Source organism: Sphingobacterium multivorum (genome assembly GCF_039511225.1).
In the GTDB taxonomy this organism is placed as follows: Bacteria; Bacteroidota; Bacteroidia; order Sphingobacteriales; family Sphingobacteriaceae; genus Sphingobacterium.
Genome location: NZ_CP154261.1, coordinates 1500847 through 1525567, shown reverse-complemented (window position 1 = coordinate 1525567; position 24721 = coordinate 1500847). Strand labels below are relative to the sequence as shown.

At 40.6% G+C, this 24721-nt stretch carries 17 protein-coding genes; 4 read left to right on the top strand and 13 right to left on the bottom strand.

Translation table 11 applies throughout. The features are described from left to right. The first annotated feature begins 58 nt into the window (after nucleotides 1–58). Nucleotides 59–394, top strand: a complete 336-nt coding sequence (locus tag AAH582_RS06275) for a hypothetical protein (RefSeq protein WP_343321546.1) — start codon at nucleotides 59–61, stop codon at nucleotides 392–394. A gap of 129 nt (nucleotides 395–523) precedes the next feature. Here AAH582_RS06275 and AAH582_RS06270 read toward each other — a convergent pair whose 3' ends face one another. Beyond that, complete coding sequence (locus AAH582_RS06270; protein WP_343321545.1) at nucleotides 524–970, bottom strand: nuclear transport factor 2 family protein; 447 nt, start codon at nucleotides 968–970, stop codon at nucleotides 524–526. Between the two features lie 349 nt (nucleotides 971–1319). Here AAH582_RS06270 and AAH582_RS06265 point away from each other — a divergent pair, with 349 nt between their 5' ends. Then, on the top strand, nucleotides 1320–2012 hold the full coding sequence (locus tag AAH582_RS06265; protein WP_343321544.1) for a hypothetical protein: 693 nt from the start codon (nucleotides 1320–1322) through the stop codon (nucleotides 2010–2012). Nucleotides 2013–2510: 498 nt separating this feature from the next. On the opposite strand, the gene AAH582_RS06260 is transcribed toward AAH582_RS06265, so the two are convergent. After that, the gene (locus tag AAH582_RS06260) at nucleotides 2511–2960 is read right to left on the bottom strand and encodes a hypothetical protein (protein ID WP_343321543.1); all 450 of its coding nucleotides are present in this window, start codon (nucleotides 2958–2960) and stop codon (nucleotides 2511–2513) included. A gap of 171 nt (nucleotides 2961–3131) precedes the next feature. Then, nucleotides 3132–3578, bottom strand: a complete 447-nt coding sequence (locus AAH582_RS06255) for a nuclear transport factor 2 family protein (protein ID WP_343321542.1) — start codon at nucleotides 3576–3578, stop codon at nucleotides 3132–3134. Between the two features lie 218 nt (nucleotides 3579–3796). On the opposite strand from AAH582_RS06255, the gene AAH582_RS06250 reads away from it, so the two are divergent. Beyond that, nucleotides 3797–4555: a type 1 glutamine amidotransferase domain-containing protein gene (locus AAH582_RS06250; RefSeq protein WP_343321541.1), complete on the top strand. Its 759-nt coding sequence runs from the start codon at nucleotides 3797–3799 to the stop codon at nucleotides 4553–4555. A gap of 246 nt (nucleotides 4556–4801) precedes the next feature. Here the strand turns inward: AAH582_RS06250 and AAH582_RS06245 are convergent, their stop codons facing one another. After that, on the bottom strand, nucleotides 4802–5875 hold the full coding sequence (locus AAH582_RS06245; protein ID WP_343321540.1) for a S41 family peptidase: 1074 nt from the start codon (nucleotides 5873–5875) through the stop codon (nucleotides 4802–4804). A 178-nt stretch (nucleotides 5876–6053) separates the two neighbouring features. Then, on the bottom strand, nucleotides 6054–6500 hold the full coding sequence (locus AAH582_RS06240; RefSeq protein ID WP_343321539.1) for a nuclear transport factor 2 family protein: 447 nt from the start codon (nucleotides 6498–6500) through the stop codon (nucleotides 6054–6056). Nucleotides 6501–6718: 218 nt separating this feature from the next. Between AAH582_RS06240 and AAH582_RS06235 the strand changes: the two genes are divergently transcribed. Next, nucleotides 6719–7477 carry a type 1 glutamine amidotransferase domain-containing protein gene (locus AAH582_RS06235; RefSeq protein WP_343321538.1) on the top strand — a complete coding sequence of 253 codons (759 nt, stop codon included), beginning with the start codon at nucleotides 6719–6721 and terminating at the stop codon, nucleotides 7475–7477. Nucleotides 7478–7620: 143 nt separating this feature from the next. Here AAH582_RS06235 and AAH582_RS06230 read toward each other — a convergent pair whose 3' ends face one another. The 8 genes from AAH582_RS06230 to AAH582_RS06195 form a co-directional block, all read right to left on the bottom strand. Further along, nucleotides 7621–9183: a DUF4832 domain-containing protein gene (locus tag AAH582_RS06230; RefSeq protein ID WP_343321537.1), complete on the bottom strand. Its 1563-nt coding sequence runs from the start codon at nucleotides 9181–9183 to the stop codon at nucleotides 7621–7623. Nucleotides 9184–9227: 44 nt separating this feature from the next. After that, nucleotides 9228–10442 carry a SusE domain-containing protein gene (locus AAH582_RS06225; protein ID WP_343321536.1) on the bottom strand — a complete coding sequence of 405 codons (1215 nt, stop codon included), beginning with the start codon at nucleotides 10440–10442 and terminating at the stop codon, nucleotides 9228–9230. Nucleotides 10443–10564: 122 nt separating this feature from the next. After that, nucleotides 10565–12205, bottom strand: a complete 1641-nt coding sequence (locus tag AAH582_RS06220) for a RagB/SusD family nutrient uptake outer membrane protein (RefSeq protein ID WP_343321535.1) — start codon at nucleotides 12203–12205, stop codon at nucleotides 10565–10567. Between the two features lie 17 nt (nucleotides 12206–12222). Then, on the bottom strand, nucleotides 12223–15219 hold the full coding sequence (locus tag AAH582_RS06215) for a SusC/RagA family TonB-linked outer membrane protein (protein WP_343321534.1): 2997 nt from the start codon (nucleotides 15217–15219) through the stop codon (nucleotides 12223–12225). Between the two features lie 283 nt (nucleotides 15220–15502). Then, complete coding sequence (locus tag AAH582_RS06210; protein ID WP_343321533.1) at nucleotides 15503–16669, bottom strand: glycosyl hydrolase family 28 protein; 1167 nt, start codon at nucleotides 16667–16669, stop codon at nucleotides 15503–15505. Between the two features lie 141 nt (nucleotides 16670–16810). Continuing rightward, nucleotides 16811–20875 carry a response regulator gene (locus AAH582_RS06205; RefSeq protein ID WP_343321532.1) on the bottom strand — a complete coding sequence of 1355 codons (4065 nt, stop codon included), beginning with the start codon at nucleotides 20873–20875 and terminating at the stop codon, nucleotides 16811–16813. Between the two features lie 199 nt (nucleotides 20876–21074). Further along, entirely contained in the window at nucleotides 21075–21845 is a 771-nt protein-coding gene (locus tag AAH582_RS06200; protein ID WP_343321531.1) for a hypothetical protein, read from the bottom strand. 13 nt (nucleotides 21846–21858) lie between these two features. Then, nucleotides 21859–24594, bottom strand: coding sequence for a sugar-binding domain-containing protein (locus AAH582_RS06195; RefSeq protein ID WP_343321530.1), 2736 nt, complete (start codon nucleotides 24592–24594; stop codon nucleotides 21859–21861). Between the last annotated feature and the right edge of the window lie 127 nt (nucleotides 24595–24721).

Below are 24721 nucleotides of genomic sequence, written 5' to 3'. Positions count from 1 at the left end.
AATGAAGCTATAGACTCCGGGATAGATAATTTATTCTAAAATTTCGTTATATTAGCGCATGTGGCCACCGATATCAATTGACAAAATAGAACTTCTTATTTTGCAAGCAGAACTGACAATGGATTATAAAGCTTTAAACCTTTGGAATCTCATCAAAGTAACTCCTCATAAGTGGCAAGAAAAATCATTTGTGGATGACAGTGGGGGCTTTTGGGTGGTTGCTTTATTTGGAAATCAAATAATTTACTATAATGACATCGAAGAAGGCTTTAATATATCATCGTTTGAAATCTACGGCGTTATTGATCAATACGATTGTAACCAATCTGAATTGACCGCCCCCATTAATTATTTAGTTTCACAGTTGAGTCAAATCCCTGACGAGATTATTTAGGCTAATAAACCGAACTATATAAAAATAGATAAATCATAAAAAAGCCACATCTCTAGACGTGGCCTTCATAAACATATGATTCACTAGTGGTTTGTCATTTATTTGCGGCAAACCACCAGTTGTAAAATTTTATTTATACGAATTGATCGATTTGGATACTTTCCAGTCATTGCCAATACGCTCCAAGGTAACTAAATCTGTTTTGCTGAAGTTTTCAAATTTCAAGGTTACTTTAGCAATCATATAGTCTGCCGATTCCTCGATGATATCAGTGCTTACTGTACAGTTCAGCTTTTCGCCTTTTTGCTTTTTCAATAGTTTAACTACGGCACTACGGCTGTTAGACTGTGCATTGGTAGCTTGGATCTTTTGGCTGAAATCGTCGGCGAATAACTGCTCTACCCCTGCTGATTCTCCCTCTGTAGTTACCGCAACGTAGTGATCGAGTGCCAAGTCTGCTGTGGAAAGGTTAACGTTTGCTTTTGCCGATTTTGTTCCCGGTCCTTCAGCTGCCATTGCGAAAGTTGATACTGCGATTAGGGCTGCTGCTGCGAATGTTTTTACTAATGAGTTCATAATGTCTTTATTTTATATTGTTAGTTTATCTGTTCTTATTTGTTGACTCAAAACTACAACACAGTAGGCCCCTAGCCTATGATCTTTAGACCAACGCTCTGGAAAACTCGGTGAATGGCGGGAATGGGGAGGTGAAAAGGCTTAGAATAATGCACTGAATTTTCGATAATCAGACTCTAACTGCTATCTTTAATAGCAAAAGCTACAAGCCCAAATGATTGAAATTTCCCATCAACACTATAAAGTATTCATCTATACCGATCAGCAATATACACTTGAGTCTGCCGATAATCTCAGACAATACAAACTGATTGAAGAAGTTTTTGAGACATGAGATAATCTTTAACAAATGAAGTTAACAAAGGCAAAATTAGTCGCTAAAGTCAAAGCTCCTTTAGCAACATCAGGATACCTCTATTTTAAAAACTCCATACCCAGCGCACAAGGATTTTTTTCAAAAAAGTTAGAAAACGGTTTTTACTTGTCATTAGGGCTAACAATTAGCAGGTATATGGAAAGCGAATTTACCGGATCTTTTTATTACTCCAAAACAGCCCGATGGGCTTCTGTTTGGGGTGATATTCCAACAGAAAGTTATGTAAGACCAGGCTCCTTAATGTCAACAGAAGAACGGAGGGTTTATTTTAATACTGAAAATGAACAATTACGTGATTATTGGTGGGATGGTTTTGATGATTCATCGATCGCTTCTTTTATTGAAGTCATCAAACTCACCGAATCGAGATTGTATGAGGACCGATTATTGACAAAAAGGATTGAAGATAGCCTCAGCGTGTCACAACTCAAAAATTACGCCGATGAAGTAAAGAAATTGGTCTCCGACATCGAAAAACTGAATTTCACTTATTTTTATTTACCAGAGAAAGAAATAGATGGAATACCTCCGCAGTGGTTTAAAGCTAGTGAGTATGTCTTAAAAAAACAGAATGGTATACTCAATAAGAATACGGTTAAAAATTTGGCGTCTGATGCTTTTATTCAAAGTACGATCGACAATCTGTCAGCGATAGGAATCCGCTAGTTACTGTATATAAAATAAATAGCTCCACCTCCATCACTTGAACTATAAAGCGGTCTATTTAAAACAATAAATTAGTTGCGGAATATGGGCGAACAAGAATGACACTACAATAAACAAGATGTTCATACAGTTTAAATAAGTCGATCCAATTTATAAAAAAAATCACTTCGATAAAACTATTTGGAAATGGCAATTGTTCTTATAATACAAAGCGGCTCCAAGCTATCTTTCGAAGGAAAGGTTCAACATAAAAATTGGCGTCGTACAGTGAAAATCCAATAGTCTTTAAAAACATTGGATGACGAAACAAAAAAGAGGAAACGATCAGAAACATAAAAATTACTGTACAAATAAACGCTAAGAGAAAGGGTCTGATGAGAATCAGGCCCTTTTGACGTAAAGAAGCCAGATTTCAGGATCTGGCTTCTAAACTAAACTGAAAAAGTACTGCCCCTAGTTTTCGGGATCCTTTATTTGCTCCAATAAACATATCATCCGCTAATAATCAGCCTTTGTTATAAGCATCCATCTCATTATATTGAAAATGAAAAATAATGCAAGCCAAGCAAAAGAAAACATATCCGGGTATTGTAGGACAGCATGTAGGCTATAAAGACCTGCTATCCCTATAACTATCGAAAATATCCTATCTAATGTAGTTCCCAGTCTTCTTTTTACTATATATAACGAATGCAGTAAAACTGTTGTACAGATTAGAATATAAATAGCCGCCAGTAGAGCTTGAACAACTAAGTCCCACATGTTGATGAAATCAACATAATTCAGGCAAGTAAAAAATTGAAATAGAGCAAGAAATAACACCATAAAAAAAAGGAGCGTAAACTTTTCACCAGGCAGAGGTAAAAGCAACAAAAGCAATATTGTAATGATATTAATAAACGCTTTATATTTTACTAGTCTTTCCATTAAGAAATTATGCTTTTTCATAATTGATTATTTAATATCCCAAAGCTACCCTTCTTTTAAGATCAAAAATTTGATAAAAGGCAAAAAAGAAGACATATCTCTTTACCATGCATGGTGTCTATACGACAAAACAATAAAAAGCCACATCTTCCGATATGGCTCTACAACATATATATTTATTTGAGATGGCTTCTACTTATACGAATTGATCGATTTGGAAACTTTCCAGTCATTGCCCACACGCTCCAAGGTAACTAAATCTGTTTTGCTGAAGTTTTCAAATTTCAAGGTTACTTTAGCAACCATATAGTCTGCCGATTCCTCAATGATATCAGTGCTTACTGTACAGTTCAGCTTTTCGCCTTTTTGCTTTTTCAATAGTTTAACTACGGCACTACGGCTGTTAGACTGTGCATTGGTAGCTTGGATCTTTTGATTAAAATCAGCTGCGAATAACTGCTCTACTCCTGCTGATTCTCCCTCTGTCGTGACCGCCACATAATGATCCAAAGCCAAGTCTGCTGTGGAAAGGTTAACGTTTGATTTTGTTGTTTTTGCTCCAGGTCCTTCAGCTGCCATAGCGAAAGTTGATACGGCGATTAGGGCTGCTGCTGCGAATGTTTTTACTAGCGTTTTCATAATGTCTTTATTTTATATTGTTAGTTTATCTGTTCTTATTTGTTGACTCAAAACTACAACACAATAGGCCCCTAGCCTATGATCTTTAGACTAACGCTCAGGAAAACTCGGTGAATGGCGGGAATGGGGAGGTGAATTTTAATTTTGTGATGTAGGTCACGGTAAATTACCATACAAAATCAAGAAATTTGTTCCAACAAGAAGAAAATCAAAGCAATATGAAAGCAAAACAACTCTTTAGGCAAATAGGAATATTTTCGGCTTTATTAATCCTAATAGCAACGCATTGCTATGCAACAAACCGAAAACCAAAAATTCTATTTGTAGTGACTAGTCACGATACAAAAGGCAATACAGGCGAAAAAACAGGTTATTATCTCGGTGAAGTCTCGCATCCATGGGAGGTTTTAACAGCTGCCGGATATGAGATTGATTTTGTTAGCCCACAGGGCGGAAATCCACCTGTGGATGGATTTGACCTAAATGATCCCGTTAACAAAAAATTCTGGGAGGACAAATACTACCACAGTAAAATTACCCATTCACTCAAACCTTCTCAGGTCAAACCTGAAGAATATAAAGCTATCTTTTATGCCGGAGGACATGGTGCGATGTGGGATCTTCCTTTCGACTCATCAATCGCAAAGATTGCCAGCAAAATATACGAGGCAAATGGGGTCATTGCAGCTGTATGTCATGGACCTGCAGGCTTAACCAACATCAAACTGAGCACCGGCGAATATTTGATAAAGGGGAAAAAAGTTAATGGCTTTAGCAACGAAGAAGAAGAGCTTGTAAAGCTCAGCAATGTCGTCCCCTTTTTACTAGAGGATAGGCTAAAGGCAATAGGTGGGATTTATGAAAAATCCGATCCTTGGCAGTCCCATGTCACTATTGACGGCAGATTAATCACTGGACAAAATCCACAATCAGCTAAAGCTGTAGGCATGGCTATAGTCAAGGCATTAGGTGAATAAGGTATCCCCCAGCATAACAACATTGGTTTTTTGAAAACCATGGGTCTGTTTAATAATTGCTAAACAAGAAAATATTAAGTGAAAGGGTCTGATGAGAATCAGGCCCTTTTGACGTAATAGCCACATCTCCCGTGTAGCTTTAATGAATATATGATTCACTAGTGGTTTGTCGGCTGCCCGAGCTGACAGACCACTAGTTCGTCTATATGTATTTTACTTTATAAACTTGAATTTTATTATTCAAAGTTAAATCCCCTTTGCTTTCAAAAATTCAATCGCTTTATTGATAAATACTGATTTGTTCTCTAATGTAAATCGATAGCGTTCTTTAAAATTTCGGATGTTCTCAGGATATTCAAAATCAACGGTGATATCAGGACTTATACCTTCACCAACATGATAAGATTTTCCTTTCCGGTCATGCAACAACGCTGTCATCAAATTAACGGAATAACCCTTATCCACATAATAGAGTTCATTACTCGAAGTTAACCCATTTGTCATTGCTCCGATTAAAGTGACATTCTTTTGTCCTAAGAAGTGACTCGCTGTAATTTCGCCAGAACTTGCAGTGATATTTGAGACCAAGACAATAATGGGTATATGATTATTTTTAAGGGGTTGAGCTTGTACGGTATCGAATTTACAATATTTAGCTTCGATACTATCGTCAATATATAATCCATTTTGGGGAATCTGAAATTTATCTATTAAAACCTCCTTGCCATCTTTATCTAAGGTTCCATCAAAATAAGAAAAAGTTTGACTTGTATCAATCAAGCTATGAAATGGGGTAATCATTGGTACAGAAGCGCCACCATCATTTTCTGTTAAATCAATAATCCAGGCTTTCGGATGCTTTCCATCCAGTTCACGCAACTGTTTTTGTAAAGTATCAATGTAGCGTCTATGCTCTAAAAGTACACCAGGAACATTGATATATGCATATTTATCTTCAATTAAACGATGTTGAAAATTGAGCGGAGGCATTCCTTCTTTCTCATAGGTCGTACTTGCGATCATTTTAATGAATGCCAGATTATCAGTTGTATCTTTAACGCGACTAACACTGGAATGATGATCCTTTAATCCGGAAACTATTTCTTTAAACGTCGACAACAATGAGTCTGTCTTATTCACATTCTTAACCTTTGCAGTGGTCTCCATACGTAATCGATCAAAGTCGATTTTGCTTCGCATAAAAGAATGGACTTCCAACGTATCGATAAATTGATTCGCTAATTTGATTACCTCTCTATTTTGAGCATGGCAAATATTTAAAATGGAAAAACAAGCTATGAATAAAAAGACTTTGTACATAAATTAAAAATTAATAATATATCAAAAATAAAAAAAAGAACAGCAATTCTATTAAACGTCTGTAGAAATAATATACTTAAAAAGCCACATCTCTCGACGTGGCTTCTAAACTAAATTTAAACATATGATTCACTAGTGGTTTGTCATTTATTTGCGGCAAACCACCAGTTGTAAAATTCTATTTATACGAATTGATTGATTTGGAAACTTTCCAGTCATTGCCTACACGCTCCAAGGTAACTAGATCTGTTTTAGTGAAATTCTCAAATTTCAACGTCACTTTAGCCACCATATAGTCTGCGGATTCTTCTAAGATGTCTGTGCTTACTGTACAGTTCAGCTTCTCTCCTTTTTGCTTTTTCAAGGATTTAACCACTTCGCTACGGCTGTTAGACTGCGCATTGGTAGCTTGGATCTTTTGATTGAAATCAGCTGCAAACAACTGCTCTACTCCTGCTGATTCTCCCTCGGTCGTTACCGCAACATAGTGATCTAAAGTCAAGTCCGCTGTGGAAAGGTTAACGTTTGCTTTTGCCGATTTTGTTCCCGGTCCTTCAGCTGCCATAGCGAAAGTGGATACTGTGATTAAGGCTGCCGCTGCGAATGTTTTTACTAATGAGTTCATAATGTCTTTATTTTATATTGTTAGTTTATCTGTTCTTATTTGTTGACTCAAAACTACAACACAATAGGCCCCTAGCCTATGGCCTTTAGACTAACAGACCGGAAAACTCGGTAAATAGCGGAAATGGGGAGGTGAATTTTAATTTTGTGATGTAGGTCACGGTAAATTACCATACAAAATCAAGAAATTTGTTCCAAAAAGAAGAAAATCAAAGCAATATGAAAGCAAAACAACTTTTTAGACAAATAGGAATATTTTCGGCTTTATTAATCCTAATAGTAACGCATTGCTATGCAACAAACCGAAAACCAAAAATTCTATTTGTAGTGACTAGCCACGATACAAAAGGCAATACAGGCGAAAAAACAGGTTATTATCTCGGGGAAGTCTCGCATCCATGGGAGGTTTTAACAGCTGCCGGATATGAGATTGATTTTGTTAGCCCACAGGGCGGAAATCCACCTGTGGATGGATTTGACCTAAATGATCCCGTTAACAAAAAATTCTGGGAGGATAAATACTACTACAGTAAAATCACCCATTCACTCAAACCTACCCAGGTAAAACCTGAAGAATATAAAGCTATCTTTTATGCCGGAGGACATGGTGCGATGTGGGATCTTCCTTTCGATTCATCAATCGCAAAGATTGCCAGCAAGATATACGAGGCAAATGGGGTCATTGCAGCCGTGTGTCATGGACCTGCAGGCTTAACCAACATCAAACTGAGCACCGGCGAATATTTGATAAAAGGGAAAAAAGTTAATGGCTTTAGCAACGAAGAAGAAGAGCTTGTCAAGCTTAGCAATGTCGTCCCCTTTTTACTAGAGGATAGGCTAAAGGCAATAGGTGGGATCTATGAAAAATCCGATCCTTGGCAGTCCCATGTTACCGTTGACGGCAGATTAATCACTGGCCAAAATCCACAATCAGCCAAGGCTGTAGGCATGGCTATCGTCAAGGCATTAGGTGAATAAGGTATCCTCAAAAAAAAAGCAACTTCTCCCGATCCGACCTTAAAAAATAGGATTTATCGGCCGCTTTCCCTCAAAAATCTTCAATGGAAGAACAGCTACCAATTAGTCGTTTGATAGCTGTTTCTGACAATCTCTGGTTAATTCTATTGGACCTGTACCTCCAATAGTTTTAACCATCCGGTATTGGTCATATCACCATTGACGGCAAGTTTTATTCCCGGCTTATTTTCATTTGTCGTATCTACGATGGCGACGGCCCACGTATAGTTTCCTGCAGCCACATCGACGTTGGCTTTAAATTCATACGTTATTGGGTTATTCTTAAGCCAGGTAGAAGGCTCTCCTTTGTCGTCAACAAAAACTTTTTTAACCTTATTTTCTTCATCCAGCAGTGCAAAGGCTACCTTATATTTATAGTTCCACTGAGGAATATTGTTCGGAAAATAGCCCCAGCCCATATTCCGCCAGCGGTGGTTAATCGTCGCTTCTGTACCTGCATTCACTTTTTCCGGTAAATAGACCCGATCGGGATATAAACGATAACCACCTTCAGAAATAAAACGCTGACATAATGTAAAGGACTTGGTAAACCAGCTTTCAATTTCACCGATACGGAAATCCATCATGTTTACAGCGGCTTCCAAGGAGCTGTCAAATTCGCCCTGCCGAACATCTTCGGGATGGTCTTGCCTATATTTACCGCTTGGATCAGTCCAGTAACGATGTGTACCAGTCGTAATCCAACCACCTTCCATAATAATCGGACGTTTAAAATTCCAAACCTTAGCAAAATTTTTCTCCCAGCTTTGATAATAATCGGTCATTCCAAAGGCATCCTGACGCAGGCTGTATCCTTTGCTGATCATCTTATTCAACAACTTCTCCGAATTCGGATTTGGAGCTCCATTGCCCGCTGGGTCGCCAACTACGCGATGATAATTGATTAGCAAGGGGACCTTTGTAAAATTCTTTGAATAAACATCCGAAATCCAATCGACGACTTCTTCTTTGATGGCCTCAATATTTTGACCAGAGGGGTTATTGGGATCTTCATATATTACACTGTGCCCCTCGCCCCACAATCCGAGTCCATAGGCATCTACAAAGGATGTTTTATTTAAATCATTAAAATCCTTAGCTAATTCTTCGATCAGCTTGCTATAATATTTCCGAAAAACAGGGTCTTGCAGCACCGGCGTTTTTCTGTCCGGAAAAGATGCATTGGCCACATAATACTTGGCGCCTGCATCAAAAACAAACTGCGGCGTATTTGCTCCTTGATCGCGACCGTCGACCACGATACGAAAGGCGATTGGCAATCCTTTATCTTGTGCCCCTTTGATCATTTTATAGATTGCGGTGCTGGGATCCCTCCAGGCATATACGCCATCTACAGGATTAAAAGTTCGCCAGCTGGTACGGATATAACAGGCAGATGCATAGTCAATTGCTTTGACCGTTTTACCTAAGTCAGGTACATAGAATTGGGTGTCCCAATAAGAGGGATTGCCCGAAGCTGAGGCATACATGACCCAACCATTTAAAGGGTTACGAAACATGGCACTCCTGTTGTAACTGGGCTTCACCAAGGTGCCCGACAGTGCTCTTTCAGTATCGGCGCCTTCTTTCTTACATGACACTGCTAGAAAGCAAAGCATAACAGTAAATGCTTTGAAACAGGCTTTTTTATAATTTATATTTTTCACTTTCAAAAATGTTAAAGTTAATTTATGCGGTTGGATACGGTTGCTTACCGTTTTAACGCCAGAATTGTCATGTTTCTTAAATCAAAAATCAGCACATTGGTCGTCGCCGGGATAGTGAAATAAGAATTGCGATTTGCACTCGAATTGCCCCCGCCCAGTTCAGTTACTTTTCCCAGAGTGAGCGTCAAGGTCTGGGCCACCCCCGCAGACGTGAGCGGAGCACTAAATGCGTAAGCCAGGTTTTTGTTATTACTGTTATCTCCAGTCACGATAAACTTCGTAGTCCCTACTTTACCACCGGTATAAACCAAAACTTGCGGATCGGCCAAACTTACTTGGCAATCCATTTTAACCGGAGTTCCCCAGCCATTGACACTTCCGTGCATCCATAAATCTGTCACCGTTGTCGTATAAGGTTGATCACCTGTCCAGGTCACGGTCTTTGCTGCAAGCATTTTTGTCGGTGAATAGATTGTTGCTGTGGCCTTTTGCATGTTGACCACGACACGGTATTCTCCAGCAGTTTCTATTTTCCAGGAGAACACACGTTCCCTCATCTTAATACCAACAGCATTCCCATCGCTTAATGAGGTGCTTCCATCGGAAGTAACGACGTAATTGGTCTCACCGTTAAATTCTACCGGAATTTCGAGTTCGCCCGGCTGCAAATTCAAGACATAGGCATACTGATCCAAATTTTCCAGTGTTTTTGGCATCTCCACCTTGTTTCCGCCAACGGCACTTCCGCTCAAGAACACTTTATCGGCATCAAAAACAACCGCCTTGATCGGATTTACTGTAATTCTTACGGTACGTACTTCGGGTGCCTCAAAAGTAGCACCGCCCTCCCATTGGGCGACCACTCTAAACTCCAGCGTAAAGCTCTTATTTGCGGGTATGCCCCACTTTTCGTTTGCCCAATTTTGCAATTGCTCGGAAGTAAAGCTTCTGCTGAATACATTATCGTCTTCATAATTGAATATGGCTGTACCAGTCCCAAAATTATTTCCCACAACATCCAACATGGTACTGTAGCTGACCAAATGATCATCTGACTGCGCCCTGGCGGGCTTCCAGTTAAATGTGACGATATCTTTGGTCAAATTGACCTCGTCCAACGTAATGTTTTCCGACGAAGGCTGAAGGGCCATCGTTTCATTGACTTTGGGTATATCCTGAATTTCCTGTTTGCAGGATAACTGGCAAAGTACCATGCTTAAGAAAAATAAGGTTTTGTATAAATAATTGATGATTTTCATTGATTTATATTTTTGCTAACGTTTGGATAGAATCATGCGCCTAACTGGCGTCGCTGCTGTTTGTTATCGGGTTGGGAAGCTGCCGAAAATTCAAATGCTATTCGTACAGCTTCCCGCTACCATTAATTATAACCTGGGTTCTGCGGGAACGGCGCCCCTGTATTGGCATCCCTGATCACCTGTGGAATAGGCCATAAGATATTGTTGTCCGTAATTTTATCCTTTATCGCATTATTATACTTTTTGACACGCTCTACCAAGGTATTGGTGCGCACCAAGGTAAACCTTCTGCTTTCTTCGCCAACTAATTCGCGGATACGCTCATCGAGCAGGAAATCCATATTCATCTGCGCGCCCGTGATTTCGGATGCTCCGGCTCTTTTCCGCACCTCATTGACGGCTTGCGCGGCTTTATCTGGCATATTTTGTCCCAAATAGGCTTCAGCAAGCAACAGATAGGTTTCAGCCAAACGGAATTTCATACGATCTTTATAACTACCGGTCAAACTTAAATTTTCAGTACGTCCGTAAAAGAATTTTGTAATCGCTGGAAATAAGCTTTTTGTCGTAAACCAGGTCTGCTCGGTAATATTGGCTTTTTTACCGTATAGCGAGGCCTCATTCGCGTTGTTGTAGTACCAGTTGCGTTTAATGTTATAACCTGAATTACGGATATCATTTGCTTCGAAAATACCAGCGACATTGCCTGTAGCATTGGTACCTGTAGTACCTACCCACCACTTCATAGGCACTAATTGTGCGATACCACGACCGCCCAAGGTGTCAGCCAAAACAAATCCCGTAATGGTCGAGTAATTGGGTATCCAAGCCCGGCGGGTCCAGTCATCTGAATTGGTACCACCGCCGATCGTGTTAAACTGAAACTGCAATACCCAGATACTTTCTTTATTGCCGCTTTTCCTATTTTGATTATTTTCCAGAAATAAATCGCTGAATACATCGCCTGGTTTGCTGCTATTCACGCCGTATCTGTTTTTCATCAGGTTATAATACCCACTATTGATGACCGCCAATGCGGCCTTCTCTGCTTCGGCATGATTGCCCTGCAATAGGTAGATTTCGCTCAGCAAATGACTTGCGGCCCATTTAGTCAGCTTTCCTTCTTTTACGTCGTCCGGATTGGTAGGCAGGTTATCCACGGCAAACTTCAGGTCGTCTACCATGTGGCCGATGACTTCGGCTTTTGGTGTACGAGTAAAATTAAGCTGAAAATCATACAGGATAGTTTCCACATAGGGTACATCGCCATAGAGATAAACCAAGGTGCGGTAAGCATAAGCCCGAAAGAAGCGGGCTTCAGCCTGAAAACGTGCCTTATCCGCGGGCGTATCCCAATTGGTATTTTTTTCGGAATAAACCATCATCAGGTTTGCCGATGAAATGAGGTTGTAAGCCCAATTCCAGTAAGTACCCACAAACCGTTCTGAGGCAGTAAGTGTAAGGTTTGCAAAAGCCGTCAAAGAGCCATCGCTATTAATGGCATCGGCGATATCTGTAGATACCTGTAAAGCTTCATATGGGCAGGCACCATTATGGATGAAGGCGCCACCTTCGCCATAGGTATTGTATTCTGAACGTGTGAGTGTATACAAACCAGCACTCCCCACTTCGAAACCGTAGGTGCTGGTATAGGTATTGGATGGCGCCAGTTCAGTTTTCAGTTCTTCCTCCAGAAACTTCTTACAGCCTCCTAAGGTGAACAATAAGATAAGTCCCAAACTTGTTGTGATAATATTTTTCATTTTCATGTCCTATTCGATTAGAAGTTTACATTTAAGCCAAACATGTACGATCGTGCTGTTGGATAAGAGGCCATCCAGCTGTTGTCGTAATTGAGTACCTCCCTGATATTAGAAATCGTATTGAGATTGTTGACGCTGACATTTACATCAATACCATTTACACCTACCTTTTTAGCAATTTTGTGTGGCAACTTATAGCCAAAGGTGATGTTCTTCACCTGTACGTAGCTCACCTTTTTATAATAGCCGTGTCCCAATGGATTGAGATAGCCCGGCGAAACGATCGTCGCATTAGGATTCTCGGGCGTCCAATAATTGGCATCGTGTACATAGTTGGTAATTCCAAAAGTCCAAGCACCTAGATTGGCCATGTGATCATCGCGCCATACATCAAAAACACCGGTCACTAAAGCTGATGCATAAAAATTTTTGTAAGCAAACCGGTTGGCTAAAGAAGCAGTGTAGCGTGGGTTTTTAGACCCGATAACTACCCGATCACTGGCTTCTATTTTTCCATTGCCATCGCGATCGTACAATTTAGCGGCTCCGGGAGCTGCCCCATCAACAGTAATGGCTTCACCATTCTGCCATACACCGATCATTTTATAATCGTAGAATACTCTCAATGGCTGACCAATAAACCAGTTATTGGCAATATCATCGATACCATCCCCTCTCAACTCGACAATTTTATCGCGGTTTAAGGAAAACACTGCGGTCGTATTCCATTGAAAATTTTCTCCTTTAACGTTCGTCGAGTTTAAGGTGACCTCAATACCTTTATTTTGGGTAGCGCCGATATTGTCCCAAATTCGGTTATACCCATTCATGATAGGTACAGTACGGGTCATCAGTAAATCTTTCGTTTTAGAGATATAAGCATCAATAGTACCGCCCAATCTATTATTAAACAACTGAAAGTCAAGCCCCAGGTTGGTCGAATAGGTGGTTTCCCATTTCAGATTAGGGTTCCCCACACCATCACCGGCCAAATAGGCTGTCGTAACGGCAGTACCATCATCGCCCCAGATATATTTTACATTGGAATATAGGCGGTCTAAGGTGCGGTAGGGTGTAATCGCCTGGTTACCGTTGGCACCGTAAGAAATACGGATTTTCAGCATGTCCAGCCATTTGACATTATCTTTCAGAAAACGCTCTTCTCCAATTTGCCATGCTGCCGCCGCCACAGGGAAGAATGCGTATTTATTGTTGATACCAAATACCGAGGCTCCGTCTGTACGTCCTGTCAAGGTTAATAGATATTTACCTTTGTAGGCATAATTTATCCTGCCCATATACGACAGCATAGCTGATTCTGACAACGAAGCACTATTGGAAACTAGACGGCTGGCCGAACCGATCATAAAGTATTCGGTGTCATCGGTTACAAAACCAGCTCCGCTCTGGGCTGTTGACCAGCTTTTCGTTTTTTGCATACTGAATAAACCCGTCACATCAAAACGATGATCGCCAATCTGCCGCTCGTATTTGAGCAGATTTTCCCAGGTATAATCGTTATAGTTGGAATTGTTAATGGAAGCACTACCTCCGGCTTGCGTACCTTGATCCCGGCCCTCAAAGGTGTTGCGCCCGTAATAGGTTCCTGTAAATCCGTTCCGATAATTATAACCAAAATTTGATCGTAAGGAAAGGCCCTCCACCGGCAGCAAAATATTGGCATAGCCCGAAAGAAAGAAGTTGTTATTATACCTATCCTGAATCGCATTAACGTTGCGCATCGGATTGACGATCAATGAATACTCCATGGGCTCGGGCACATACTTCCCCGATTCGTCTTTATAGCTTCCATAAGGACTTTGTTTTATGGCATGTTCCAAATTTGGCGTAATACCACCGTCGCTTTTTCGGGTATATTGCAGGCCAACACCAGTGGTTAACCATTTATTAAAAGTCTGGTCCACATTGGTGGTTATATTTAAACGGGACAACTTAGAATTGTATACCACACCCTCTTGATCCAAAGCTGCAAGGGCAGCCATATATTTTGTATTCTCTGTACCACCTGAAATGCTCAGCTGATGATCCATGGTCATGGCTTTTCGAAAGACGTAATCCTGCCAATTGTTCGTAATGCCTTTCGCATAATTACCGCGCTCTGTTACGCTAATAATATCCCCGGCGATAGGATCCAATAGCGCCCCAGTATAGCCTTGCCTAATTCGGGCAATATCTTGTTGAAAGCGGATATATTCATTTGGCCCCATGACATTGATGCGTTGCATAGGCTCGGCCATGCCGATCAAACCTTTATAGTTTACCTGAGCTCTACCCAACGCCCCCCGTTTTGTTTGTATCAGAATAACCCCATTGGCCGCACGCGAACCGTAGATAGCCGAAGCGGAGGCATCTTTTAAGATCGAAAGGTTTTCGACGTTGTTAGGATCGATATCTGCCAGGGATCCGCTGTAGGGAATACCATCTAAAATAATCAATGGACTATTGTTGGCCGATATCGAATTTTCACCCCGTATCAACAGGGTCTGTGACGCTCCCGGTGCAGCTTCTCCAGTCGTAATGGAGAAACCGGCCACCTGCCCCACCAAGCGATCCATCAGATTTGAGGTAGATACCATGCTTAACTGCTCTTTTCCTACCACGGCCAAACCTCCCGTCAAATCTTTCTTCTTGGCTGTACCGTACCCTACGACCACAACCTGATCCAGGACATTATTTCCTGACATCTTCACATTGATGATTCCTGATGGATTGACCTCTAATTCCTGGCTATTGAAACCGATGTAGGTAAAAAGTAGCGTAGCCGTGCGTGGCGCCAGAATGGTATAACGGCCATTTGCATCTGTCTGAACACCGGTTTTCGCCCCTTTAATCATGACCGAAACACCTTTAAGGCCTTCTCCTGCATCATTGGTGACCTGACCTTTGACATTTATTTGATCTGTTGCTTGTGAATAAGCATAATTAGTCGCCACCACCGATAGGGTAGCACTCATTATCCAGCTCCTGAGCCAGATATGTATCTTTTGTATCATTGATTTATAATGGTTAGTTTAAAATTTACTTGCGTTCTTTACTTTCCCTTTCTCGTAAAGAATATGAGTTTAAACTAGGTCAGTTCGGATTACCCTGCGTGAGCCTAATCACGTGGTCGGGAGGAATTTTCATACACATATTTTGCTTTTTTAAAATTGGTTAAGACAAAACTATTATCATCACCAATTCGTAGGGTTCGTTTTTGTACGAAAATGGTTTGATTTTGTACAAAAGGCAAAAACATGTGTTTTTCGCTGTAAAATGGAGGTTAGAAGCGCTTTATTATTCGTTTTTTATACACATTAGATGATCTAGGATAACGGTATCGCTTGGTTGCACATCGATAGCTTCACCCTGACCTTTATATATGATATCGCGGAAACTGGCCTGCGAGATACCTTTGGCTTTTATCGGTTGATGACTGATTAAATTTCTTACAAATAAGCCCTGCACATGCTCGCCATACTCGACCACCAAACCTTGTTTTGCTAGCGGACTGATGACCATATTCTCGATAAAAACATGACTTATACGAAGTTTACCCACAGGCATAATCCGTATGGATCGGTGTGAAATTGAATAGAAGTCCTGCCAGTTCTGAAGATAAATAGTTGAAATGTTGTCGATTTCGCCCCGATATATCGAACCACTGACCACATTGACATTTTCTTCGCCTGCTCCCACTCCGGTGTCTGTTAATCCTATATTAATAAAGTCGTCACCACTTTTACCTTTGCAATTTGCAATAAGAATATTTTTACAGCCAAAACGTACGCCCATGCCGTCTTGATTCAAAATCTGTTTGTCTACTCCATCAACAGTGACGGCCTGCCTTACGTTAAAAGTAATATCGCTTACCTTACCGTTTGTACAGCGTTCCAATACCAGTCCATGCCCATGATAATCCTTTAATGTAATGCCGCTAACCTCAAATACATCAGTGTGAGCCAATATAATGGCGTGGTTCCGCCATCCACCTTTTTGGTTCTCTCCGGGCTTACCTGCATCTGTACCATAAGATTGTCCAAATCCGCTGGGATTTAAGGACAAGATTTTATTATGGTCACCGGTAGCTCTGGGATGATCAGCTCCTTCTAAAAGAACATTTCCTTTTCCGATAATCTTGATATTCTTTGTGGGTGCTATATCTTTAATTGCCAACCCTGCATTTGCCGAACGAATAAAATTATCCCGGCATTTATCCGATAGCTTAATGGTACAGTTATTCAATTCAAGTTCAAAATCGCCCGGAAGCAAAATGGCCTGATCGATGAGCCAGACACTTTTTTTCGTTACCGCATCGTATTTAGGGATCACTACTTTCCTAGTCGACTTTTTTGCTTCATTTATGGCTTTTTGTATACGTTCTGACTGGGAACCACTTTTGTATCTATTGGGGCTGATCGAAGTCTCATCTACCTTTTGGGCGACAGCCGCTGTCAGATACATTACGTTAAACAAGCAAAAGCAATATGTAAGCAGAAACGTTTTTCTAAAAATTGTCATTTTCATGATCGTTAGGATTTCAAAAATATAGAATTGCCTTCCTCCTATCTGAAAGGGTAAATCGGTAAACTATTGGCTGTATTTTTATTTCTTTCCACTGGAAACCTTTTTCTTAAACTCTGAAGGGCTCAGTTCAAACTGTTTTTTGAAACAGACGCTAAAGTATTTGGCATTGTTAAACCCGGTTTGGTAAGCAACTTCAGCTATCGTCAAATCCGATTTTTCTAACAGATAAGCACTTCTTTTCAGTCGCATATTCAAAATAAATTCTTTGATAGACATTCCCACAATATCATGTATTTTTTGATAGAGAATGGTTCTGCCTACGTTCATATCAGCCACAAAATCTTCTACGGAATAACTGGCATTGTCAATATTTTCTTCAATGACCTGAATGGCCTTAATCAGCAGTTCCTCGTCCATGGAGGTAACGGTTACATTGGAGGGATCTACCTGAACGTGTTTGCTGTATTTTTCTTTTAGTTCCCGCTGATTTCTTAGAATGGTTTCCGTCTGTTGCAACAGATAGTCGACATGAAACGGTTTATCAATAAACACATTGGCGCCATATTCCAATGCTTTTATTTTATGCTGGTTGTCATCTCCCGTACCTGAAATCATAATAATAGGAATATGGCTAGTCTTAAAATTTTGTCTAAGGCTACGGCATACTTCCAAGCCATTGCGATTTGGCATGATCAAATCGGTAATAATAAGTTGCGGATAAATTTTTTCGGCTTTAATTAAGCCTTCTTCGCCGTCACTTGCTGTATATACATTATATTTTTCGGCCAGACGCTGCTCCAGATAGACACGCAGCTGTTGGTCATCTTCAATGAGCAGGATATTATCTGTCTTTTTTATAGGGATCGATCTTGTTTCTGGGGCTGCAGTATCCTGCGTAATAATATCGTCGATTTCAGAAACCGTATAATCATAAACGTTAGGCTGCATATCGCCTGCCCCGGCCTGTTTTCTTAACGGTAGTGAAATGGTAAATGAAATTTTATCGGTCTTATTGACCATCCATATTTTACCCTCCAGCACATCTACCAGTTCTTTCACAATGGCAAGTCCAAGTCCTGAACTTTCTTCAAAAGTTGGCCGATGAGAAGATAAGCGGTTGAAAGAAGTGTAAAGCGTCGCGATCTGTTCTTCAGAAAAACAATCGCCGGTATTTATAACTTCAATGGAGATGTATTCGATTTCCGTCGGATTTAACGAAGGAAACCGTTCTTTTTCTTCTGCCGTTGCACTATAGATACGTACGCCCACATACCCATTATCTGGTGTATATTTTAGGGCATTGGAAAACAGATTAGTCAATATTTTTTCGATAACATCATAGTCAAAGGCCACATATAAATTGTCCTTGTACGCAGAAATATTGGTTTCAACACCTTTTTTATTGGCATAGAGTTCAAAAAGGCTAAATATATCCCTTACAAAATTGATAAAATCACCAACCTGCGGATTGAGTGTAATTTTTTGGCTTTCTATTTCGCGAAAGCACAGTAATTGGCTAATCATCCGCTGTATTCTAGATACATTTTTCTCTATTAAATCCATGTAGACCAAAGCAGTATCGTTGGCCACAATCGTATCTTTAAGTTGCTTAAGCGGCTGTAAAACCAGGGTTAGCGGTGTTTTTAAATCATGGGAGATATTGGTAAAGAAGTCGATACGCGCCTGGTTCAGCTCTTGCATATTCTGTTCTTTTAAACGCTCGAGTGCTAATCGCTCTTTAAACACTCTTTTATTGCTGTAATATCTCATTATGAAAAAGAGCAGAGCAGAAACAAGTGCTGCATAGAAGCAATAAGCCCACCACGACAAGAAAAATGGTGGATCGACATGAATATATAATCGTGAAATTTGATCGCCCCATAGCCCATCATTGTTGGAAGCCTTGATTTCAAAGGTATAATCTCCGCCTGGAAGATTGAGAAACTGTACAGATTTCTGATTGGCATGACTGATTTGCCAGTCTTCACCAAGCCCCAACATCCGGTAAGCGAACTGGTTCTTCTCTGCGGATAGATAACTATTTGCCGAAAACTTAATTTCTACATTAGACTGGCTACTGGAGAGCCTTATCTTGTCTTCTTTTCGATTGGAAAGACTACCAATGTCTTTCGTTAAAACTGATGAGCCATCCGCTGGTTTCACGAGTTTATTGTTGACCAGAAATCCTGTAAAAAACACTTTCGGTTTTTGAAGATTTTTATTGAGGTACGCCGGATCGAAAAGTAGAAATCCATTGGTACCACCAAACAGCATTTCACCCCTGGAAGTTTTGTAAGCGGCATGAATATAAAATGAACCAATGTTATTTTCCTGATAAAATCTCGCTTTCTCAAATTTACTGGACTTCCAGTTGAAACAAAAAAGACCATCACTGGTACTTAACCAGATATTTTTCGTGGCAACATCTTCTAATATGCCAAATACCATTTTCGCCGGGAATCCGTTACTTACACTATAGTTGACATATGTCCCATCTCTTTTCAGTACATTTACGCCTTTACCCAATGTCCCCAACCATACTTCGCCATTTGAAGTCACTGTATAACTACACAGGTAATTTGCTGAATAGGAAGCATCTTTGAGCGCGTAGTGTTTCAATACCTTTAACGTATGGGGATTTACAACAAAAAATCCTTGATGGCTAATTAAACAGAGCTGATCTTCGTTATTCACATATAATGCTTCGACTTCGAGTTTCATTTTTTTGCCCTGCGCATCAAGGACGCTCACCATCTCTATAGGATCTAGCGGCTTCTTTCGATATAAAAATGATTTATCGGGATCTGTCATCCACCAGGTGCCTTCCTTATCGTTTACAAAATCATAAACGGTGAGCGGTTGCTGGCTCTCCGGAGAGCGGAAATTGAAATTGCTGAAATGCTGATTGTCCATATCATAACTGCCAATACCGCCGTTATAGGCTGAAATCAACAGTTTTTTGCTCGTTCGGTCAAATTTCAGGCGTTTAATCATATGGGGACTCGACGAACTACCCTGCGATTTTTCTAGAGGGTTAAACTGATCCTTTTTTCTATTCCAGTAATTCAGGCTCCCCCCCTCGGTACCGATCCATATATTTCCCAGATGATCTTCCTGAAAACTACTGACTATGGGGTGATTGAGTCCCCCTGGGCTGGGCTTGAAGTAACGCACTCGGGAATCGTAAAGCGAGCAATAAGCTATTTTACCACCGTAAGTACCTATCCAGGCCCCTTGGTCCGGGTCTGGATAAATCGTCCATATCGAGTTATTAGGTAATGAATAGGCATCGTTCAGGTTCATCCGTAAGGCACTGCTACTTTCAGTCGCGGGATCATAAAAAAATAATCCGGCCTGTGTAGCCACCCAGATTATGCCGGTTTGGTCCAGATAAAGTTTTTTGGTTAAAACAGATGAATTTCCCGCTACGCTTACCGGGATCTTCTGTTTTAAGGTACCTGTCAAATCCGTTACATGGATTCCCCCTCGTTGTGTTAAAAAGTAATATAAGCCCCCGTACGCAACCGCATCGTTCACCTGATTTGTCGTACTACCAAAATCCGCAAACTGGATTAAGCGTTTTTTCGTCATTTCAACTTGATACACAACAGCACCTTGGCTTAGAAACACGTGACCTTTAGCACTCAATATATTTTGGAAAGACTTGTTTTTGGGCAATAAAAAGCTTTCTGTCTGTTTCTTTTGCGGATTATAGCGTAGTATGCTATTGTCTGACAGCATGTAAACCTGACCATCGCTATGTACACAAAGTGAACGGATCATTCCGGGAACCACGACATGAAAAGAAAACCGTTCGTAATCGAATTTTAATAAACCTTGCCCAGAAGCTAGAAACAGATTTCCCTTTTTATCCCGAATTAAAGAACCATAACCCCATTTTTGTGCTGGTTTGATCGCAGAGACGATATCATTTAACTGATAAAAACTGTTGCCATCGTACATGAAGAGCGCATCGGGTCCCGTGTACCAAATACGCCCTAAACTATCTTTTGCGATGCTCTGTATACCGCCATAATAGGAAGTTTCGGGCATCAAATGAAATCTATACCTCGAAAGATCGATACCGAGAACACATTGCCCCCAAAAAATGAGGAAACAAATTATCAGACTGTATTTATTCATTTACCGATGCTATTAAAGCTGTTTAAATTTCAATCCAAGATTTACGCGTGCCAGTTCCAATCAAAATACCTGAAGCTAATTGTTGATCAGTGGTTCTATAAACTTCGATTATCATACTATTAGGCAAAGAGCTTCGTCGAAATTCTGGCCTTAGCTCTTTTTCAGCTGTTCAGCTCCATGCGAAGCCCACAGTACCAATTTACTTAAAAACAGGCGTTGGGGACAAACTTATCTTCTTTTGCTGATTATTTTTGAGTTCGAAGATTACAAGTTCATTTTTTCCGGGTATTAAATCCGCCGAAGGAATTAATATCGACTGCTGTTTTTCTTCCTCCCAGTAAGATCCCAAATATTTTTGATTTAACCAGACCTCGCCCATTCCCCATCCTGTCATATTAAGATACTTGTTTCCGGACAGATTGTGTTCGAACTGACCTTTGTAAAAACCGGGGCTGTCATTAGCTGGTCTTTGTTCAAAAACCAAATCCCTCAGTGGATAATTACGAACCGTTAAGGGGATCATTTTCCAGTCTTGAAGGTCGTTTCCATCTAAAGTAATGGTGCCAAATAGCCCTTTTGAATTATCTGTAATTTCTGGTCCGTAAGTGATCCGACCAATATTCTCGACATAAAGTTGAAGCAAGTGTTTGCCTGGATTTGCTTTGATGGCTAGTTTTTTACTCTTATCTGTCAGGCTACCCTGTATCTTACCGTCGACATAGACCACGGCATAATCGCGTACGTTTTCCAATTCCAGCTCTTCGCTTTCGGCATCAGAGTTTATCTCGGTCTGATAAAGTACATAGCCCGATTCGATGTCCAAATCATTAAAAGATAATGCATTTCCCGCCTCGACAGTCTTATTATAGACCTGGTTTACGGATGCTTTCTCTTCTAACATAATTTCCTGTGCTATGAGGATCTGACCCCAAAGAAAAGTCATCATAGACAATATCATTGTTCTTATCATCGTTTAATCCTTTTTATTTCTCTAAAAATGACTGAATAAAGGTCTCTTCTACGGCCACTTGCGGCGAGAATTTCTCACTTTTTACATAATTATCGATACTGTACAACAATTGTTGGGTAGCGGGACGGTTATCCATATCATTTTTGGTATCCAATGCCAATACTAGCAGTTTCCCGCCGTTCATTTTGGCTTCGAAACCAATACCCAATTTCTGGTTGTTGTCGTAACTGTCGATGACCTGTATAAAGGGACGCAGTTGTTGTGGTGCATGTTGCATTTCGATTACTTTTGCATGGTTTAGGATATCCCACCATTGCCAATCGGTATGGTATGAAGTAAGAAAATCCTTAAACATGGCCTGTTTATGATGGACCAGGTTGCCGATGGTCATCGGTGCCCATGCAAACATAATAGGATTCCAAAAATGATTGTGAAACAGTGATTTTCGACCTTTTACCTGGTCTGGCGAAGGATAAAGAACCACGGTTTTGCCCTGGGCCAACTGCCTTTTTGCAACATCATCGTAGACATCGGTGTACAACACATTTGCTGTAGATTGCATCAGATGTTGATGCTTTGGATATACCCAAATGTCCCAGCTATTCTTAATGCTATCGTTCACCGCAAGATGAACCGTAACTTTTTGGGTGCCGATGTTTTTCAGGGAAATCTCAAATTCACCTACCGGCGATACATTTTCTTTGGCAATGGTTTGCTTTTTCAGCGTTCCCTTTTTCAATACGTTACCAGCGGTATCGGTTAACCACCATTTAATTTTCGCATTTTCAAGTGCAGAATTGCTAAAGTTATATACCTCGGCTTTACCCTTAAATGTTTCTGTGTTGAAAAAACTGCTTTTGTTATAGCGTAGTAGAGCGACTGTTGGCGCGCAAAACTCCCTGAATTTTTCTGCTGTAACCAATCCTTTCGAATCCCAAAAAGGATCGAATATCCCCACGGGTGCGTAACCTTGTCCCGGAAAGTCGTTCATCGACAAAAGCTGAAATCCGGCAGATTTACCCGATCGTAACAGGGCTTCAATCACGGCTTTGTACTCCAGCACGGTCAGCGCACCAGATGCTCTGAAGAAATCCTTTGCCTGGTCCAGCATGCCATTTTTTTGCAATAAATCGCTAAATACTTCAAAATTACGGGCCTCTACGGGGCTGTTGGCATATTTCTTTATTTCATCAAAATTTGGATAGATACAACGTTGTCCCGACTCATGTGAAATGACGGGCACATCTACATCAGACTCCGCATTCTTGTCCCAATCAGTACCCGGTTGACCTTCGTAAACCTTTACAGCCCCTTTGTTGGTTTGCTGGGACACGTAATATTGATCTGATTTAACTCTTGTCCGTGCAGTAGAACCGCTATAAAGATGACGAGGATCAGCTTTTCTGCCTTCGGCGGTAAGTTCCTCAATAAAGTCGAAGTTCCCTGTAATTTCATTGCCGTTGCAGTACAGAACAAACGAAGGATGGTTGCCGTATTCTTTCAAAATAGCTTTAATTTCACGGCGGAAGAAGTTATATCTGGCCTCATCGGGTTCGGCGTCTTTCCCCCACATAGGCATTTCCACTTCAAAATATATCCCATGTTTGTCTGCCATGCGAAAGGCCGCCGCCGGGGGGCACCAAGAATGGAAACGTAAATGGTTCATGCCGTAGTCCTTCATCAGTATCATAATGCGTTCCCAAGAGGCATCATCGAGCGGAGCATGCCCTGTTTTTGGGAACACTGCATTTTCAACATTGCCTCTTAAATGGATCGGATGATTATTGAGCAGGACATGGTTTTTTCCTTGTTTTACTTCACGCATACCAAAGGTGGTCGCTTTTTCATGCTGGTAGCTATTTTTACCGTCGGAAGTATTCAGCTGGCAGTTAATCCGATAAATATTTGGGTTAAACTCATCCCACAGTTTAATCTGTTTACCTAAGGGAATTTTTGTCTCTATATACGTGACCGAATCGGTACTTAACAAAGCAATTTCATTTTTAAGACTGTAGTTTGTTCCGTCGATAGCAAAGGAAACCTTTCCCTTTACCTTTTTTTTTGTTACATTATTGATCCGTAATTTTACTTTTATGGACTGATCGGTGATATTTGGGTATACCTGAAGGTCTTCCACATAAACCGGATCTATGGCCAGCAGTTTCATTTCTCCCAAGATACCGTTCCAGTTAATCTGCGTAAATTCAGTATGTGCATGGTTCCATTTATGTGTATTGTACTGAAATCGGTTATCGATACAAATGGTAATACGATGCTTTTTTCCGGGTTTTAAGGAAGTACTCAGATCGTGATTGTGAGGCACACTCACATAATCGATGCTGCTAACTTCCTTGGTATCTACGAAAATTGAACTTAACCAGTGGGTGCGCTCAAAATATAGGAATATTTTTTTCCCCTTCCAGTCAGCAGGAATATCGATATCGCGTTGGTACCATGCCGGCCCCATGTATTCGTATTTTCGGGTCAGACGGTCAATATATTTATAAGGATTTTGATATCCTATCTGATAATCGTCGGTAATACCCGGAAGTTTAATTGTTCCTTGTAAACCGTGATTATAGCGGGGAGACAGGGAGCCCCTTCGAAAATCCATCACGTCAGTTTGGAAGCCCCAAGTACCCGATAAATCGATGACATCTTGCGCCTTTAACAAGGCTGCCTGCAGGAGAAGCCCCAGTAGGCATATTATTTTAACGTATTTGTATATACTTATCTTGTATTCATCCATTTTGTATTTCGATTATTTATGTACTTTCATTCTCTTCACCAACCTACTCTTTACGCGCCAGGCCAAATAGCCTTTGTCAGTGTGAAATTGTCTTTAAGGGCTGTTTTCGAAGCGCTAAGATTGAAGT